This is a genomic window from Gibbsiella quercinecans, from assembly GCF_002291425.1.
Lineage (GTDB): Bacteria > Pseudomonadota > Gammaproteobacteria > Enterobacterales > Enterobacteriaceae > Gibbsiella > Gibbsiella quercinecans.
Genome location: NZ_CP014136.1, coordinates 3708277 through 3723039 on the forward strand (window position 1 = coordinate 3708277; position 14763 = coordinate 3723039).

17 protein-coding genes are annotated in these 14763 nt (G+C 54.5%); 11 read left to right on the top strand and 6 right to left on the bottom strand.

The window, feature by feature from the left end; translation table 11 throughout:
* Window positions 1-203 precede the first annotated feature (203 nt).
* Genes ACN28Q_RS17070 through rlmM form a run of 3 tightly spaced genes read left to right on the top strand, consistent with a single transcriptional unit; the run spans window position 204 to window position 2658 of the window.
* Complete coding sequence (locus ACN28Q_RS17070) at window positions 204-1121, top strand: transcriptional regulator GcvA (protein WP_095847431.1); 918 nt, start codon at window positions 204-206, stop codon at window positions 1119-1121.
* A 48-nt stretch (window positions 1122-1169) separates the two neighbouring features.
* The gene (locus ACN28Q_RS17075; RefSeq protein ID WP_095847432.1) at window positions 1170-1565 is read left to right on the top strand and encodes a DUF423 domain-containing protein; all 396 of its coding nucleotides are present in this window, start codon (window positions 1170-1172) and stop codon (window positions 1563-1565) included.
* Complete coding sequence (gene rlmM / locus ACN28Q_RS17080; RefSeq protein WP_095847433.1) at window positions 1558-2658, top strand: 23S rRNA (cytidine(2498)-2'-O)-methyltransferase RlmM; 1101 nt, start codon at window positions 1558-1560, stop codon at window positions 2656-2658. Before ACN28Q_RS17075 ends, rlmM begins: the two co-directional genes overlap by 8 nt.
* A 324-nt stretch (window positions 2659-2982) precedes the next feature.
* Here the strand turns inward: rlmM and xni are convergent, their stop codons facing one another.
* From xni to queF, 3 genes are all read right to left on the bottom strand, one after another.
* Window positions 2983-3741, bottom strand: a complete 759-nt coding sequence (gene xni / locus ACN28Q_RS17085) for a flap endonuclease Xni (RefSeq protein WP_095847434.1) — start codon at window positions 3739-3741, stop codon at window positions 2983-2985.
* 94 nt (window positions 3742-3835) lie between these two features.
* On the bottom strand, window positions 3836-5203 hold the full coding sequence (ppnN, locus tag ACN28Q_RS17090; RefSeq protein ID WP_095847435.1) for a nucleotide 5'-monophosphate nucleosidase PpnN: 1368 nt from the start codon (window positions 5201-5203) through the stop codon (window positions 3836-3838).
* Window positions 5204-5399: 196 nt separating this feature from the next.
* Entirely contained in the window at window positions 5400-6245 is an 846-nt protein-coding gene (gene queF / locus ACN28Q_RS17095; protein ID WP_095847436.1) for an NADPH-dependent 7-cyano-7-deazaguanine reductase QueF, read from the bottom strand.
* A gap of 62 nt (window positions 6246-6307) precedes the next feature.
* Here queF and syd point away from each other — a divergent pair, with 62 nt between their 5' ends.
* The 4 genes from syd (at window position 6308) to ACN28Q_RS17115 (ending at window position 9836) form a co-directional block, all read left to right on the top strand.
* Window positions 6308-6859, top strand: a complete 552-nt coding sequence (syd, locus tag ACN28Q_RS17100) for a SecY-interacting protein (protein WP_095847437.1) — start codon at window positions 6308-6310, stop codon at window positions 6857-6859.
* Window positions 6860-7696: 837 nt separating this feature from the next.
* Entirely contained in the window at window positions 7697-8158 is a 462-nt protein-coding gene (locus tag ACN28Q_RS17105) for a helix-turn-helix domain-containing protein (RefSeq protein ID WP_095847439.1), read from the top strand.
* Window positions 8159-8229: 71 nt separating this feature from the next.
* Window positions 8230-8733, top strand: a complete 504-nt coding sequence (locus ACN28Q_RS17110; RefSeq protein ID WP_230469467.1) for a VapC50 family PIN domain-containing toxin — start codon at window positions 8230-8232, stop codon at window positions 8731-8733.
* A gap of 281 nt (window positions 8734-9014) precedes the next feature.
* Window positions 9015-9836 carry an AraC family transcriptional regulator gene (locus ACN28Q_RS17115; RefSeq protein WP_095847441.1) on the top strand — a complete coding sequence of 274 codons (822 nt, stop codon included), beginning with the start codon at window positions 9015-9017 and terminating at the stop codon, window positions 9834-9836.
* Here the strand turns inward: ACN28Q_RS17115 and ACN28Q_RS17120 are convergent.
* Entirely contained in the window at window positions 9807-10445 is a 639-nt protein-coding gene (locus tag ACN28Q_RS17120) for a LysE family transporter (RefSeq protein ID WP_095847442.1), read from the bottom strand. The two genes, ACN28Q_RS17115 and ACN28Q_RS17120, sit on opposite strands and share 30 nt — an antisense overlap.
* Before the next feature lie 189 nt (window positions 10446-10634).
* Between ACN28Q_RS17120 and ACN28Q_RS17125 the strand changes: the two genes are divergently transcribed.
* Window positions 10635-11144 (top strand): GNAT family N-acetyltransferase, encoded by a 510-nt coding sequence (locus tag ACN28Q_RS17125; protein WP_095847443.1) that lies wholly within the window; start codon window positions 10635-10637, stop codon window positions 11142-11144.
* Window positions 11145-11235: 91 nt separating this feature from the next.
* Here the strand turns inward: ACN28Q_RS17125 and ACN28Q_RS17130 are convergent, their stop codons facing one another.
* Window positions 11236-12474: an MFS transporter gene (locus tag ACN28Q_RS17130; RefSeq protein ID WP_095847444.1), complete on the bottom strand. Its 1239-nt coding sequence runs from the start codon at window positions 12472-12474 to the stop codon at window positions 11236-11238.
* A 173-nt stretch (window positions 12475-12647) separates the two neighbouring features.
* On the opposite strand from ACN28Q_RS17130, the gene ACN28Q_RS17135 reads away from it, so the two are divergent.
* The 3 genes from ACN28Q_RS17135 to ACN28Q_RS17145 are packed head-to-tail and all read left to right on the top strand — an operon-like array spanning window position 12648 to window position 14230.
* Window positions 12648-12977: a YqcC family protein gene (locus tag ACN28Q_RS17135; RefSeq protein ID WP_165907093.1), complete on the top strand. Its 330-nt coding sequence runs from the start codon at window positions 12648-12650 to the stop codon at window positions 12975-12977.
* Window positions 12977-13750, top strand: coding sequence for a tRNA pseudouridine(65) synthase TruC (gene truC, locus ACN28Q_RS17140; RefSeq protein ID WP_095847446.1), 774 nt, complete (start codon window positions 12977-12979; stop codon window positions 13748-13750). Before ACN28Q_RS17135 ends, truC begins: the two co-directional genes overlap by 1 nt.
* Before the next feature lie 30 nt (window positions 13751-13780).
* On the top strand, window positions 13781-14230 hold the full coding sequence (locus tag ACN28Q_RS17145) for a flavodoxin (RefSeq protein ID WP_095847447.1): 450 nt from the start codon (window positions 13781-13783) through the stop codon (window positions 14228-14230).
* 57 nt (window positions 14231-14287) lie between these two features.
* Here the strand turns inward: ACN28Q_RS17145 and ACN28Q_RS17150 are convergent, their stop codons facing one another.
* Window positions 14288-14674 carry a DUF3461 family protein gene (locus ACN28Q_RS17150; protein WP_095847448.1) on the bottom strand — a complete coding sequence of 129 codons (387 nt, stop codon included), beginning with the start codon at window positions 14672-14674 and terminating at the stop codon, window positions 14288-14290.
* Between the last annotated feature and the right edge of the window lie 89 nt (window positions 14675-14763).

Consider the following 14763-nt stretch of genomic DNA (forward strand, 5'->3'; position numbering starts at 1 on the left):
ACACCCAATCCCTTTTCGTTCCGGCCCAGGAAGTGCCGCCACTATAGGTATTTGCTGGCGTACCCTCAACGGACAATTTATAATGCCTCGGATAAAAAAAACTAATATTAGCGGTTTCTGGTGGCGCCGAAGTGGCGAACGCCTGATGCCGCCTGATTTTTTACGCAGCTTAATCCGATAAATTGGTAAAAAGCCGATAATTCATGTCAAAACGCTTACCCCCCCTTAACGCGCTGCGGGTCTTTGATGCCGCCGCCCGTCATCTTAGCTTTACCAAAGCCGCTGAAGAGCTGTTTGTTACCCAGGCGGCAGTGAGCCATCAGATTAAATCGCTGGAGGATTTTCTGGGGCTGAAACTGTTTCGGCGGCGTAACCGGTCACTGTTGCTGACGGAAGAAGGGCAGAGTTACTACCTCGATATCAAAGAGATTTTTTCTTCTATCAATGAGGCCACCCGCAAACTACAGGCGCGTAGCGCCAAGGGCGCATTGACCGTCAGCGTGCCGCCCAGTTTTGCCATTCAATGGTTGGTGCCACGCCTTTCGGGCTTTAACTCCGCTTATCCGGGGATCGACGTGCGCATTCAGGCCGTTGACCGCGAAGAGGATAAGTTGGCGGATGACGTTGACGTCGCGATTTTCTACGGGCGCGGCAACTGGCCGGGGCTGCGGGCCGAGCGCTTGTATGCGGAATACCTGCTGCCGGTTTGCTCCCCGGCGCTGCTCGGCGGCGAGCATGCATTAAAATCGCCGGGCGATCTGGTTTATCATACCCTGTTGCATGATACTTCGCGCCGTGACTGGCAGACTTACACCCGCCAACTTGGGCTGCAGCATATCAATGTGCAGCAGGGGCCAATCTTTAGCCATAGTGCGATGGTGGTGCAGGCAGCGGTGCATGGGCAAGGGGTGGCCCTGGTGAATAATGTGATGGCGCAAACGGAAATGGAGGCAGGGCGCTTGGTCTGCCCGTTCAACGACGTGCTGGTAAGTAAAAATGCGTATTATCTGGTATGCCATGACAGCCAGGCAGAACTGGGTAAAATAGCCGCCTTTCGCCAATGGATACTGACGCGCGCCGCCAGTGAGCAGGAAAAATTCCGTTTCCGCTATGAACAATAAGGCCGGTGGCGGCGCCACCGCCGGTAAAGATCAAAAGGTAAAATAACGATGACGAGTCGTTCCATGTTTATTTTTGCCGCGATCAGCGGTTTTGTTTTTGTCGCCCTAGGGGCAATAGGCTCCCACGTATTAAGTAATACGCTGGGCGCCGATGAAATGGCCTGGATCCATACCGGGCTGGAATATCAGGGGTTTCATACCCTGGCTATTTTGGCATTGGCCGTGGCGATGCAGCGCCGCGTCTGTTTGTGGTTTTACTGGAGCGCCGCGCTGTTGGCGCTGGGCACCGTGCTGTTTAGCGGCAGCCTTTACTGCCTGGCGCTTTCGCACCTGAAGCTCTGGGTTTATGTCACGCCAATCGGGGGCGCGTGCTTCCTGATCGGTTGGATACTGATGTTGATTGGCGCTTTGCGTCTGAGGAAAAAGGCCGAGCGCCATGAATAAGATTGCACTGTACTGCCGCCTGGGCTTTGAAAAAGAGTGCGCGGCGGAGATCACCGATAAGGCCGCGCAGCGCGAGGTGTTTGGCTTCGCCAGGGTGAAAGAGAACAGCGGCTACGTGCTGTTCGAATGTTACCAGCCGGAAGATGCCGACCGCCTGGCGCGCGAGCTGCCGTTCCGCGAGATGATTTTCGCCCGCCAGATGATCGTGGTGGGCGAACTGTTGCGCGATCTGCCGCCGGAAGATCGCGTCACGCCGATCGTCGGTATGCTGATGGGCGTGGTGGAGCGCGCAGGCGAGCTGCGGGTGGAAGTACCGGATACCAACGAAAGCAAAGAGCTGATGAAGTTCTGCCGCAAGCTGACGGTACCGCTGCGCGCGGCGATGCGGCAGGAAAAGGTGCTGATGGCGCGTGAGGATCCAACCCGCCCGGTGGTGCACGTGTTCTTTATCGCGCCGGGTTGCTGCTACGTGGGTTACTCTTACAGCAACAACAATTCCCCGTTTTATATGGGCATTCCACGGTTGAAGTTCCCGGCTGATGCGCCAAGCCGTTCCACGTTGAAGCTGGAAGAGGCGTTTCACGTGTTCATTCCCGCCGATGAGTGGGATGAACGTTTGGGCAGCGGCATGCATGCGGTGGATCTGGGCGCTTGCCCGGGCGGCTGGACTTACCAATTGGTGAAGCGCAGCATGATGGTCCATGCGGTGGACAATGGCCCAATGGCGCCCAGCCTGATGGATACCGGGCAAGTGACCCACCATCGCGCCGACGGCTTTAAGTTTGAGCCGACGCGCAGCAATATCTATTGGCTGGTGTGCGATATGGTAGAGAAGCCGGCGCGCGTAACGCAGTTGATGATCGACTGGCTGACCAACGGCTGGTGCCGCGAGGCGATTTTCAACCTGAAGCTGCCGATGAAAAAGCGCTATGAAGAGGTTTCGCAAAACCTGCAGACGATCCGCGAAGCGCTTGACGCGTTTGGTATTAATTCAGAGATTCATGCCCGGCATTTGTATCACGATCGTGAAGAGATCACTGTGCACGTGCGCCGTATCTGGTCGGCGATCCCAGGGCGCCGCGACGAGCGTTAATCTTTTCTTTGTTCCTCGCCCTCACCCTAGCCCTCTCCCACCGGGAGAGGGCTAGGGTGCACAATGAATAGCTAACGCTTTCTGCCTGTCATACTCACTCGGGCCGCTCCCTATCCCGGTGGGAAAGGGGGAGTGTCCGTGCACAATGAATAGCTGGGGTTTTCCGTCTACCATAGCCCCATATTCACTCGGGCCGCTCCCTCTCCCAGTGGGAGAGGGGGAGTGTCCGTGCACAATGAATAGCTGGGGGTTTTCCGTCTGCCATAGCCCCATATTCACTCGGGCTGCTCCCTCTCCCGGTGGGAGAGGGTTGGGGTGAGGGCATTATCTTGCCGGCAACCGCAATTGCTGCAGATTGCCGCTTAGCTGAAGATCGGTACGCAGCGTGGCAACCTGCTTGCAGGCGTAGGCCATTTCACGCTGTTGCTCCAGTTTGGTTCGCCACTTCGTTGGCACGCTTGCCAAATCCTGATAAAGCCTGTCAAGATCGCCGGCTTGTTGCAGCAGCAACGCGGCAGTTTTGGCGCCAATGCCTGCAACTCCAGGGATCTTGCTGCTGCTGATGCCCGCCAGCCCCCAGAAATCCGGCAGTTGCTGTGGCAGCACGCCAAACTCACGCTGAACAAAAGGCATATCCAACCAGCGTTTCTGAAAATAATCACGCAGTTGTACGCTGGGCGCCAATAGTTGGCAGTAACCTTTATCGGTTGAAACAATCGTGACCTGATAGCCGCCCGCGGCCACTTTTGCCGCAAGCGTGGCGGCCAGATCGTCCGCTTCATTACCGGGCGAATGCCAGCAAGCTACGCCGCTGGCTTCAAAGGCCTGGCGCAACTGCGGCATCTCCTGCTGCAGGTTTTCCGGCATCGGCGAGCGGCCGGCTTTATAGTCAGGCAGGCATTGATGGCGCCAGCTGTCGCGGCGATCGTCTTCATCAAATACCGCCACCGCATGCGTAGGTTGGCTGTGCTGGATGAGCTGTTGCAGCGCATGGCGGCAGGCATCCACGCAGGGGGAACCCTGCACGGCATGAATGCGGCGGATCAGGTTCAGGGCGTCAACAATCAGTAAGTGTATAGGCATCGTTAATCGCTGTTGGAATATTGGCCGGCAACGCCATGATAAGCGTTATTAACGGCGGGCGGTGTTGACCGCCCGCATGCTGGGCTGGAGACAATCAGGCGATGATTTCATAGCAGGGCACATAGGCCGTGCCCGGCAGTTTCATCCGGTGCTGGACGACAAAACCCTGCAGCAGTTGGTCCATCTGCTTCATCATTTGCCGATCGCCATGCAGCTTATAGGGGCCGAACTCTTCAATGGCCTGTATGCCATTTTCTTTCACGTTGCCCGCCACGATGCCGGAAAACGCGCGGCGCAGCGCCGCCGCCAACTGTTCGGCTGGCTGGGCCGGCGACAGGTTGAGATTAGCCATGTTTTCATGGGTCGGCTCAAACGGCAATTGCAGATCCGGCGCAATGCGCATTGACCAGTTGAAGCTGTAGGCATCGCCGGTATTACGGCGATTTTCTTTAACCAACGGCATGGTGTTACGCATGCGGCGCGCAACCTCGGCCGGATCGTCAATGATGATCTGGTAGTGGCGGCGGGCCTGTTCTCCCAGCGTATTGCCGATAAACTCATCCAGAACGCGGAAGTAGTCGGCGCTCTCTTTTGGCCCGGTCAGGATCAACGGCAGCACCTGCTCGCTGTTTTCCGGGGTCATCAAGATCCCCAACAGATAGAGCAATTCCTCGGCGGTGCCAACGCCACCAGGGAAGATAATGATGCCGTGCGCAATGCGCACAAAGGCTTCCAGCCGTTTTTCAATATCCGGCATGATCACCAGTTCATTGACCAACGGGTTAGGCGGCTCGGCGGCGATGATCGAAGGCTCGGTCATGCCGATAAAACGGCTGTTGCGGTAACGCTGCTGGGCATGGCCCACCGCGGCGCCTTTCATCGGCGCTTCCATCGCGCCAGGCCCACAGCCCGTGCAGATGTTCAGTTCGCGCAGGCCCAGCTCGCTGCCCACCTTGCGCGCATACAAGTATTCGGTCGGATTAATGGAGTGGCCACCCCAACAGACGATCATATTCGGATCTTCATCCAGATGCAGCGTGCGGGCGTTGCGCAGGATGGAGAACACCAGGTTGGTGATGTGCGTGGAATTTTCCAGGTTTAAGTTTTGAAAACGGCCGGTGGCGTTGGCGATCTGACCATGCACAAACAGAATATCACGCAGTACGGCAAACAGATTGGCTTGCAGTGAACGGATGATACGGCCATCGACGAAGGCCTCTTCCGGCGGGTTAATCAATTCCAGTTTAACGCCGCGTTCACGGCGCAACACGTTGATGTCAAAGTTTTCATAGCGTGACAGCAGTTGCTTGCTGTTGTCAGTCTGGCTACCGGAGTTCAATACGGCCAGTGAACAGTTGCGGAACAAACGGTACAGGTCGCTGCTGGCGGTACGCTTGAGCATGTCTACTTCCAACTGCGACAACAAGTCCATAGAGCCGAGTGGGCTGATATGTGTAATCAAGATAACTCCTTTGCGCCCTGGCTGGGCATTAGCAATCCATACAGCAGCTTGTTATTGTATGCGAGCATCGCGCTTGGCGCCTGCGTGCCGGAACGCATTCTACGGCGGCGGATACTCTGGTTTAACCTTACCGCCGTCCCTTGATTTTTACCAATACAACGCAGCGCGTTAGCGCACTCGTTGAGCAATGGTTGGCTTACTGGCGGGCCAGCCGCCCGGCATTCGGGGTGAACGCCGTATTGCTGCGCCAGGGGTTGATATCCAGCCCGCCGCGGCGCGTGTAGCGCGCGTATACCGACAGTTGCTCCGGTTGGCAAAAACGCAGCACATCATTAAAGATGCGTTCAACGCATTGCTCGTGGAACTCGTTGTGATGGCGAAAAGACACCAGGTAACGCAGTAGCGCTTTCCGATCGATCTGCGGCCCGCGGTATTGGATCTGCACTGAACCCCAGTCCGGCTGGTTGGTGATCAGGCAGTTGGATTTCAGCAGATTGCTGACGAGCGTTTCTTCCACCAGCGGGCCGGTGTTGGCGCCTTGCAGATAGCCAGCGTTGAAGTCATAGTTATCGATAGCGATGTCTTGTTCGTCGATGCATTCTCCCGCCAGCATGGCGATCGGTTGCCCGGCCAGTTGTTCCAGGCGGAACAGGGTGACGCTGACTTCGCCTTGCGCACAGGCCGCCAGATCGCGCTGCAGGGTGCTGTGCACGGCGTCCCAATTATCAAAGCGCGTCTGGTTGAAGCTGTTGAGATACAGCTTGAAGCTTTTGGATTCGATCAGGTTGGCGCTATTGGCGTTCAGGCTGATTTCCCCCACGGCCACCTGCGGTAGGCCTTTATCATTCAGCCAGGAGAGTTCGTACAGCGTCCAGATATCGGCGCCGTGGAAAGGCAGGCTCTGCGGATACAGCCCCAGCGGCTCGCGATTCAGGCTGCGCGGAACCGGCTGTAGCAGCGTGGCGTCGTACTGATCGTGATAGGCAGTGGGTTTACCGAGCTTCAGGCCGGCGAGCGCCTGATTGTTTTGATATGTGGACATAGATGTCACCTTGGTCCCAGAACGATACAATGGCCGCCAGTTTACCGTATATGGGATAAAATATGGACCATGATGTAGCACACGCTCTGCGTGAATTTACCCAGCGTTATGTTGCACTTTGGCAACAGCAGCGCGGCCATGCGCCGGCCAGTAGCGAACTGTACGGCGTGTCTTCGCCTTGCATTGTGGAAAGCCGCACTGACGATGTGCTGTGGTTGCCGCAGCCGTTCACGCCACCGGCGACGCTGGCCCGGGTGGAAACCGCACTTGAACTGCGGCTGCAGCCGGATATCCATACTTTTTACACGCAGCAATATGCCGGCGATATGACCGCTCAATTTGGCGAGCAGCACCTGACGCTGCTGCAGGTGTGGAGTGAAGACGATTTCATTCGCCTGCAGGAAAACCTGATCGGTCACCTGGTGACGCAAAAACGCCTGAAACTCTCGCCCACGCTGTTCCTCGCCACCACGGCATCAGAGATGACAGTGGTATCGCTTTGCAACGTCAGCGGCAACGTGGTGCTGGAGCAGTTCGGCAGCAGCAAACGCACGTTGCTGGCGGCCTCACTGGGCAATTTCCTCGACGCGCTGCGGCCAACCCTCTCTGATTAATTACGTTTATAGGTAATACCGTGTAAGAGATATCTCACATTACGTGTGAGATATTGCTTTTTATTTTTTTCGAAATTTGTCCCAGATCAATATTATCTAGTTGTTTATCAATAGGTTGTTTTTGATCTCTTCGTGTTTTTCCCTCATCCGTCCGCTAGCCGCGTTCTTGGTATATTGTGCAACAATGAAAATTAAGCGATCTTGATGTTTATAGGATATATGAACTTGAAACGGATAACGGCAGGCGCCGGGCGTTTTAAGGGCAGCACGAACAAGCCCGTTCTGGGCAAAAGGCAACCTATCAGGCAGGGGCCTTGCGGTTTTCAGGATGAACTCGGGACACCTCCAGGAAGGAGATCGAGAGCCGATAAAGGAATATTGGCGGGCCATGAAAGGCTATAAGGAACCACGCTGGGAAGGCGTTCAGGGATTTGCACGGATGTTGGGCCAGGATGGCCATAGGGAAAAGTTTTCAGGGATTGAGCAGGGAGCACACTTTGTAGCTGGATGGCTATAAAACGAACTGGGGGCACTGTTAACGCAGTGCCCCTATTTTTTTACCCATTCATTGTGTCCGGGAGAATGTGATAAGGGCGCGCGCGGTAGCCAATAATCGAAGGCAATACGCCTTATCCACTGCCAGCACACCGTACCGGTAACCATTCCCGTCTAAATTTAGTTTCGTCCGTTTCGTCCGTTTCGTCCGTTTCGTCCGTTTCGTCTGTTTCGTTTGTTGTGTTTTTCGTTTGTTTCGACTAATCTGCAATCAATCATTGCTGTCAACACTAAATCGTAAAACTGAAACTCATAAACTAAACCTAAACATTGGATACTTAAATGAAAAACTCAATTCTTGATAGCCTGAGCCTTCCGGCTCAAGGGGAGATTGAGGCAGCTGTTCGTGGGCAAAGGGAGCTTGCTGCCTACCTCTCCACGAAAATGGAAACACAAAAAATTTCGATTCAGGACGCAGATAACAACACTCGCCAGATCGAGTTGCCAACGTCTTCATTGACGCTGCTTATGTCGATTTTAGGAGAGTTGGCCGTCGGTAACGCGGTTCAGGTTGTTCCTGTGCATGCTGAATTAACAACGCAGGAAGCTGCCAACATTCTGAATGTTTCTCGCCCTCATATGGTGAAACTACTGGAAGATGGGAAGCTACCTTTTCACAAAACAGGTCGCCATCGCCGCGTGCTTTTCGCCGATTTAATGAGGTACAAAGATCAGCGAGATAGCGAAAGCCACAAAGCAATGCAGGTATTGGCAGATCATAGCCAGGAACTTGGATTTTACTGATGACTCTTTCACCTTATCCCGTAGTATTAGATGCTTGCGTACTCTATCCATCCTTACTACGGGATTTATTGATGCATCTGGGACTGACCGGGCTGTATCAACCGAAATGGTCGGCCATTATCGAAGAAGAATGGCAGCGTAATTTGATTAAGGATAGACCTGACTTAAATTCTGACCAAATCAAACAAACTGGGGAGCTTATGAATCGGGCATTGCCTGATGCAATGGTTACAGGTTTCGAGCCGCTCGTTGCCAGTATCGATCTTCCTGATGTTGATGACAGGCATGTTGTTGCTGCCGCCATTTGCAGCAATGCTGAAATCGTCGTTACGTTCAACTTGAAAGATTTCCCACTACAATACCTGAATAATTTCGGCATTGAAGCATTACATCCAGATGATTTTATTACTGATTTTTTCGATTTGAATCAGGCACTTGTTCTGGCGGCCGTAAACAAGCAGCGCCGCAATATGAGAAAGCCGCCGAAATCGGTTGATGAGTATCTTGATGCGCTACTTCGCCAGGCTCTACCACAAACAGTAAAAGAATTGAGTAAATTCCGCGCCCTTATTTAGTCAGCTTGCTGGCCGCTTCGGCCACTGGCAAACGGCTTCAACTGAAAATCGTCATCAAATGATCTGCTCCCCGTTTATTGCTTTTTGTCTTCCAGCTCAGACAGCCAGGCCTTGTGCATACCGCAGGTAGTTGTTTCTGTCAGGCCCATTGCTGGGGACCGGGGTTCGCATTACTGTTCATCGAAAGCAGGGAGTCCAAACCAATAGTTGAAAAAATGGGCAGCCAATGGTTTTATTAAACCTTAATAACTATTCACAATTCCAGCATAAGGTCAGATACGTTGTCATTACAGTCTGCAGAGTGGTTTAGCCGGAATGGGGTAGAGTGCTCCCGAGTAAAAGCCAGAAATTCCTGCTTTCCGAAACATCTCCATGATGAATATGTTATCAGTGCAAACCTGACGGGTGTCGAGGAGATCTGGCTGTCAGGAGAAACTGCATACGTTAAAAGTGGTCAGGTGACCTTATATAACCCTGGCACGATTCAAGCGTCGCGCTTTGATAGTCAGTGCGTTGAATTTATCAGCGTGCATATGCCTCAGTCAGTGATGAAAACGCTTGCCGATGAGGAAAATCTACGCAGCGATCGTGAAGCACCGATCCTGCGTGAGGGCATAATCAATAATGTGCGCCTATTTGATGCTCTGTGCCGTTTTGCAACATCCGCTCGGCAGGAACAACACAGCATTAATCAGGAGCAGGAGCTGATATTACTTTGTGGCGAGCTGCTGGAAACACCCGCCATGCTGCAGGGCAGTGATAAACAGAGGGTTAACTTAGTCATTGAATATTTACGCGAGCATCTCAACGTAAAACCACAGCTGGAAATACTGTCGCAGATGGCCGGGTTGAGTAAATATCATCTTGTTCGCTGTTTCACCCGACAGACGGGCATGCCGCCTTTGCAATATCATATGCAGTTGCGCTTGCACCAGGCCCGCGATTTGTTGCGCAGGAATGTTCATCCGCTTGATGTGGCCATTATGCTGGGATTCTATGACCAGAGTCATTTCATCAATTCTTTTCGCAAAGTGATGGGAACGACGCCCCATCACTATGCTTCTCAGGTAAGATCAGGCCGCCATAAACTCCTGGTAACCTGACACGATCACATAAAGGGCAAAATAGCTGAATATCAGCGCTGACGCTATGTAGGAATATTTAAGCAGACGATGGCCAAGTAGCCTGCCACCAAAGCTACCGACCAGGCACAGCACACAGGTCCAGAACACGCCCGCAATAAAGAAGCCACTTAAAAACCAGGATGATGCCGTTACGCTGTGTTGCCCCATCCGGGAAATCAGCGCCCCTCCCACTGTAGCAAACCACAGGATGGCCGTGGGAGAGGACATCGCGAGCAAGACTCCTCGTCCGAATTCGCGCAGTAGTGAGCGGTATTGATGGGCTTCGTTCACGTTAAGCTCTGCAGCCTTCTGAAAAGCTGCAATGAGCATTTTGCCTGCGAACCACAACAGCATCGCGCCGCCCCCAATCCATAAGATCCAGCGTACGGCTTCATACTGAAGCAATAGGGTCATTCCTGCCAGCGCCAGTAACGCATAGACTAAATCACCCACGCAGGTGCCAATTCCCAGCCAGAAACCATGAAAATACCCACGTTGCATGGCCAGCGTAATCATGGCGATATTGGCAATGCCGATATCGAGACACAGCGAAAGGCTCAGTAAAAAACCATTTGAAAACGGGATCATAAAGTGAAGCCTTTGATTTTAAGCATGCCGAGACGTTTACTTAACCATTGCATGCGTAACCGGTATTGGAAGGAATTGCGCAGAGTGTATGAAATGATACTGTCTTTTTAGACAACAGGTTATTTCCTTGCCGGAGCCTTACTCATACGCCGTACTACCGGCATTGCTAAAATATGGATCAACCTAATCATGGACATCACGATCAGTCTTGCGCGAAATGAACACCTGGCCGCGCTTCGCATCATTGAGTTAGCGGCGTTTGAGACGCTACGCGCAGGAGGCGCAGTGACAGGGCCTCCTGCCGCGGGCAGCATTGATGACTTCAACCAGTTATGCCATGAAGGATTGCTCTTTGTCGCCTTCGCCCCGGCCGACATCCCGGTAGGATTCGCTGGAGCGTCAATCGTTGATAATTGGCTGCACATTGCAGAAGTTGACGTGCACCCGAACTGGCAGCACCGCGGAATAGGTCGGCGCCTGATGAATACGCTTCTTTCTGCAGGGAAGGCTCGTGGTTTCACTGGCGCTACTCTGACCACCGATCGCTACGTGCCTTGCAACGCATCTTTTTACGCCTCTCTGGGGTTTAAAATTGTGGAAGGGGAGGGAATTCAACGGCGGCTGAAAGATTTGCTCGATAAAGAAGCCGCATCGGGAATGGATCCGCAACGTCGCGTCGCCATGCAACTGCACTATTAGAATATTATTATTCTCAACGCTGAATCTGCCTATCAGACCTGGATAGAGCCCTGAGCCGCAAAATGCCAGCTCAGGGCTAAGCGCATTCCCCTTAGCCAATAGCGCCCAGCGTATCGCCCTGGCTTTGTTTCTTCGGCAACAGGAACAGCGTGGCGTAAATATCCAGCAGATAAATTGCCGCCAGCAGGCTAATGGCCGCATTGAAGGAGATCTGGCTGGCTAATGCGCCAATCGCCCAAGGCCCCAGGCCACCGACGCCGCGGCCAAGATTGAACAGGATATTCTGTGCGGTGGCGCGCGCTTCAACCGGGTAGGTATCGGAGATCAACGCGCCGTAGCCGCCGATCATACCGTTCACGAACAGCCCCATGACCGCGCCGGCAAACAGCATCAGGGTGGGATCGCTAAGTTGGGCGTAGCAAATGACCATCACCACAGCGCCAATCTGATAAGCAACGAAAATTTTCCAGCGGGTGAAGCGGTCTGCCAACACACCAAACAGCCAGATGCCGAAGGCCATGCCAACCACCGTCACCGCGGTCCATACCCCAGATTTCGTCAGCGAAAAGCCAAAGTTCTTCGCCAGGTAAGTGGGCATCCAGATCATCAGGCCGTAGTAGCCGAAGTTCTGCACCGAACAGAGGATGAAAATACCCAGGCTGGCCTTGCTGGTGGCGCTATCTTTAAACAGTAGCCTGATGCGCTGGCCGAAAGACAGCGTGTGGCTGTGGCTTTTCCGCTGGGCAAAGGCTTCGGGTTCCCCCATGGTGCGGCGGATAAGAAACGACGCCAGCGCCGGCAACAGGCCGACCAGGAACATGCCGCGCCAGCCAATGTGCGGCAGCAATAACGGCGTTAAAAAGGCTGCGGCCAATACGCCAAGCTGCCAGCCCATGCCGACGTAGGCGGAAGCGCGGTTGCGCTTTTCCGCGGGCCAGGCCTCGGCGATCAACGCCATGCCAATGCCGAATTCTCCACCCAGGCCGATACCGGCCAGCGTGCGGTAGGCGAGTAAATCCCAGTAACCCTGTGCGATGGCGCACAGGCCGGTGAAGAGGGAAAACATCAAAATCGTGACGGTGAGAACGCGGATGCGGCCAAAGCGATCGCTAAGATGGCCGAAAATCACGCCGCCGAGCACCGCGCCGATTAACGTCCAGGTGACCAGCGAGCCGGCCTCCGGGGAGGTGAGCTGCAGTTCAGCGGCGATAAGCGGCAGCATAAAGCCAAGGATCAGTAAATCGAAGCCGTCCATGGCATAGCCGCTAACGGAAGCCAGCATCGCCTTACCGGGTGTTGCATGATGATTACGCTGTGTGTGGTTGGGCATATTTTTTATCTTGTTGTTTATCTGGAGCAGGTATTGTGCCGCCGAGCGCGAAGAGTCTCCATAATAAATTCAGTAGGCTGGCAAGGGTTTGGGCGCACACCGGGAAAATGCTATGCTTTGCCGCCCTTCAGCCAGGCCGCTGAAGATCATGATTTACACAATCGGGAATGCAGATGAGTATAGAAAATCAGGTTCGCCAATGTTTGCTGGCGATTGAGCAGTCAATGCGCGATTTGGCGCTGTGGCAATCGGCACCGCCGGAGCCTGAGGCTTTCACCAGCGTGGAACCGTTCTGCGTTGACAGCATGCAGGCGGAAGAGTGGCTGCAATGGGTCTTCCTGCCGCGGATGTATGCGCTGCTGGATGCGAACGCGCCGCTGCCCACCCGCTTTGCCATCACGCCTTATTTCGAAGAGGCGCTTAAGCATAGAGAGCCGGTTTGCCTGCCGCTGCTGGCGGTGCTGCAGCGCCTGGACAACATGCTGAATCAAGAATCGCCGTAATGCTGGAGATTCTTTATCAGGATGCGCATCTGGTGGCCGTGAATAAGCCGGCCGGTTGGCTGGTGCATCGCAGTTGGCTGGATCGCCACGAGACGGTTTTTGTGATGCAGACCGTGCGCGATCAGATCGGCCAGCATGTGTTCACCGTGCACCGCCTCGATCGTCCCACCTCCGGTGTGCTGCTGTTGGCGCTCTCCAGCGAGGTGGCGCACCGGTTGTCGCAACAGTTTGAACAGCATCAGGTGCAGAAAACCTACCACGCGGTGGTGCGCGGCTATGTGCATGACGCCGCCACCTTGGATTACCCGCTCACGCAAGAGCGGGATAAAGTCGCCGACAGGTTCGCCAGTGCAGACAAAGCGCCCCAGTCTGCGCTCACGCACTATCGGCCGCTGGCGCGGGTGGAAATGCCGGTCGCGGTGGGCCGCTATGCCAGTGCCCGTTATACGCTGGTGGAACTGCGGCCGGAAACCGGGCGCAAGCATCAGCTGCGCCGCCATATGGTGCATATCAGGCACCCGATCGTCGGTGACAGTAAGCATGGCGATCTGCGCCAGAACCGGGCGATGGCGCAGCACTTTGGCTGCCCGCGCCTGATGTTACACGCCAGCCACCTGCGCCTGGCGCACCCGATCAGCGGTGAGCCGCTGCAGATTTCTGCGCGCTGGGATAGCCCGTGGCAGCGGTTGATGTCACAATTTGGCTGGCTGGACGTTGTCCCTGAACTCGCCAGGGTTGAGTTTCCCCCGGTAAGCGGTCAGGATAGCCCGTAATTTTTATGGATCATCAAGGGAGTTTGAGCGATGGCTCAGGTCGGTATTTTCGTCGGGACGGTTTACGGTAATGCTTTGCTGGTTGCGGAAGAGGCGGAAAACATTCTTAACGAGCAGGGGCATACGGTCAAACTGTTCGAAGAAGGCACGCTGGAAGCCTGGCAATACTATCGCCAGCACTATGCGCTGGTGATCACGTCCACCACCGGGCAGGGCGATCTGCCCGATAACATCGCGCCGCTGTTCGCCGCGATCCGCGATCAGGTTGGCTACCAGCCGGAGTTACGTTATGGCCTGATCGCATTGGGCGATAGCAGCTACGATCGTTTCTGCGGCGGCGGGCGGGCGTTTGACGCGCTGTTGCAGGAGCAGGGGGCGACGCGGATAGGCGATGTGCTGGAAATTGATGCGATTGAGCACCCAGAGCCGGAGGCGATCTCCTGCCCATGGGTTGAGCAGTGGAGCACGTTGCTGAAATAACCCGCGGCCAGTGCTGGGTCGGTGCGGATGCGCCGACCCGATGCAGCGCCGCGTGGGTTATTTCCCGTGCGTCAGTTTGTCCAGATCGGCTTCGATCTCGGCAATTTTGTTGGAAACCACGCTTTCCAGGTGGCGCAGATCGTCAAGAATTTTGCGTTTAAGATCGACGTCCGCCTGTTCGTGCTGGCACAGCTGATCGAGTTCATCGATCACATAGCGCAGGTTTGGGTTGATTTCGTGGATTTCTTTGTAACCCTGGCTGCTGTCCGAAACCACGGTTTTACGTTGGCGTGGGTATTTGAACTTGACGCTTTTTGCAAAGAACTCGCCTTTATCCTTACGGAAATAAATTTTGAGAATATCGTTATTGGCCTCTTGGCGAAGTGTATAACGATCAATGTCTTCCGGTTGGTTGATGCCTAAGCTTTTCAGATTATCGTACATAGAGCGCCCCTTTAGATTTTATACCCTTCATACCTGCACGCCGGCCATGCCTGCCTGTTTGCCGCTCGCCTGCAATCCTCGGGGCATAC

What these genes read in the sequence shown, in the direction of transcription:
- ACN28Q_RS17105 (WP_095847439.1), top strand. Translation starts at nt 7,697, where the DNA reads ATGAAAAACTCAATTCTTGATAGCCTGAGCCTTCCGGCTCAAGGGGAG.
- ACN28Q_RS17135 (WP_165907093.1), top strand. Translation starts at nt 12,648, where the DNA reads ATGAGTATAGAAAATCAGGTTCGCCAATGTTTGCTGGCGATTGAGCAG.
- ACN28Q_RS17130 (WP_095847444.1), bottom strand. Translation starts at nt 12,474, where the DNA reads ATGCCCAACCACACACAGCGTAATCATCATGCAACACCCGGTAAGGCG.
- syd (WP_095847437.1), top strand. Translation starts at nt 6,308, where the DNA reads ATGGACCATGATGTAGCACACGCTCTGCGTGAATTTACCCAGCGTTAT.
- xni (WP_095847434.1), bottom strand. Translation starts at nt 3,741, where the DNA reads ATGCCTATACACTTACTGATTGTTGACGCCCTGAACCTGATCCGCCGC.
- ACN28Q_RS17075 (WP_095847432.1), top strand. Translation starts at nt 1,170, where the DNA reads ATGACGAGTCGTTCCATGTTTATTTTTGCCGCGATCAGCGGTTTTGTT.
- ACN28Q_RS17125 (WP_095847443.1), top strand. Translation starts at nt 10,635, where the DNA reads ATGGACATCACGATCAGTCTTGCGCGAAATGAACACCTGGCCGCGCTT.
- ACN28Q_RS17120 (WP_095847442.1), bottom strand. Translation starts at nt 10,445, where the DNA reads ATGATCCCGTTTTCAAATGGTTTTTTACTGAGCCTTTCGCTGTGTCTC.
- ACN28Q_RS17070 (WP_095847431.1), top strand. Translation starts at nt 204, where the DNA reads ATGTCAAAACGCTTACCCCCCCTTAACGCGCTGCGGGTCTTTGATGCC.
- rlmM (WP_095847433.1), top strand. Translation starts at nt 1,558, where the DNA reads ATGAATAAGATTGCACTGTACTGCCGCCTGGGCTTTGAAAAAGAGTGC.
- ACN28Q_RS17145 (WP_095847447.1), top strand. Translation starts at nt 13,781, where the DNA reads ATGGCTCAGGTCGGTATTTTCGTCGGGACGGTTTACGGTAATGCTTTG.
- ACN28Q_RS17150 (WP_095847448.1), bottom strand. Translation starts at nt 14,674, where the DNA reads ATGTACGATAATCTGAAAAGCTTAGGCATCAACCAACCGGAAGACATT.
- truC (WP_095847446.1), top strand. Translation starts at nt 12,977, where the DNA reads ATGCTGGAGATTCTTTATCAGGATGCGCATCTGGTGGCCGTGAATAAG.
- ACN28Q_RS17110 (WP_230469467.1), top strand. Translation starts at nt 8,230, where the DNA reads ATGCATCTGGGACTGACCGGGCTGTATCAACCGAAATGGTCGGCCATT.
- queF (WP_095847436.1), bottom strand. Translation starts at nt 6,245, where the DNA reads ATGTCCACATATCAAAACAATCAGGCGCTCGCCGGCCTGAAGCTCGGT.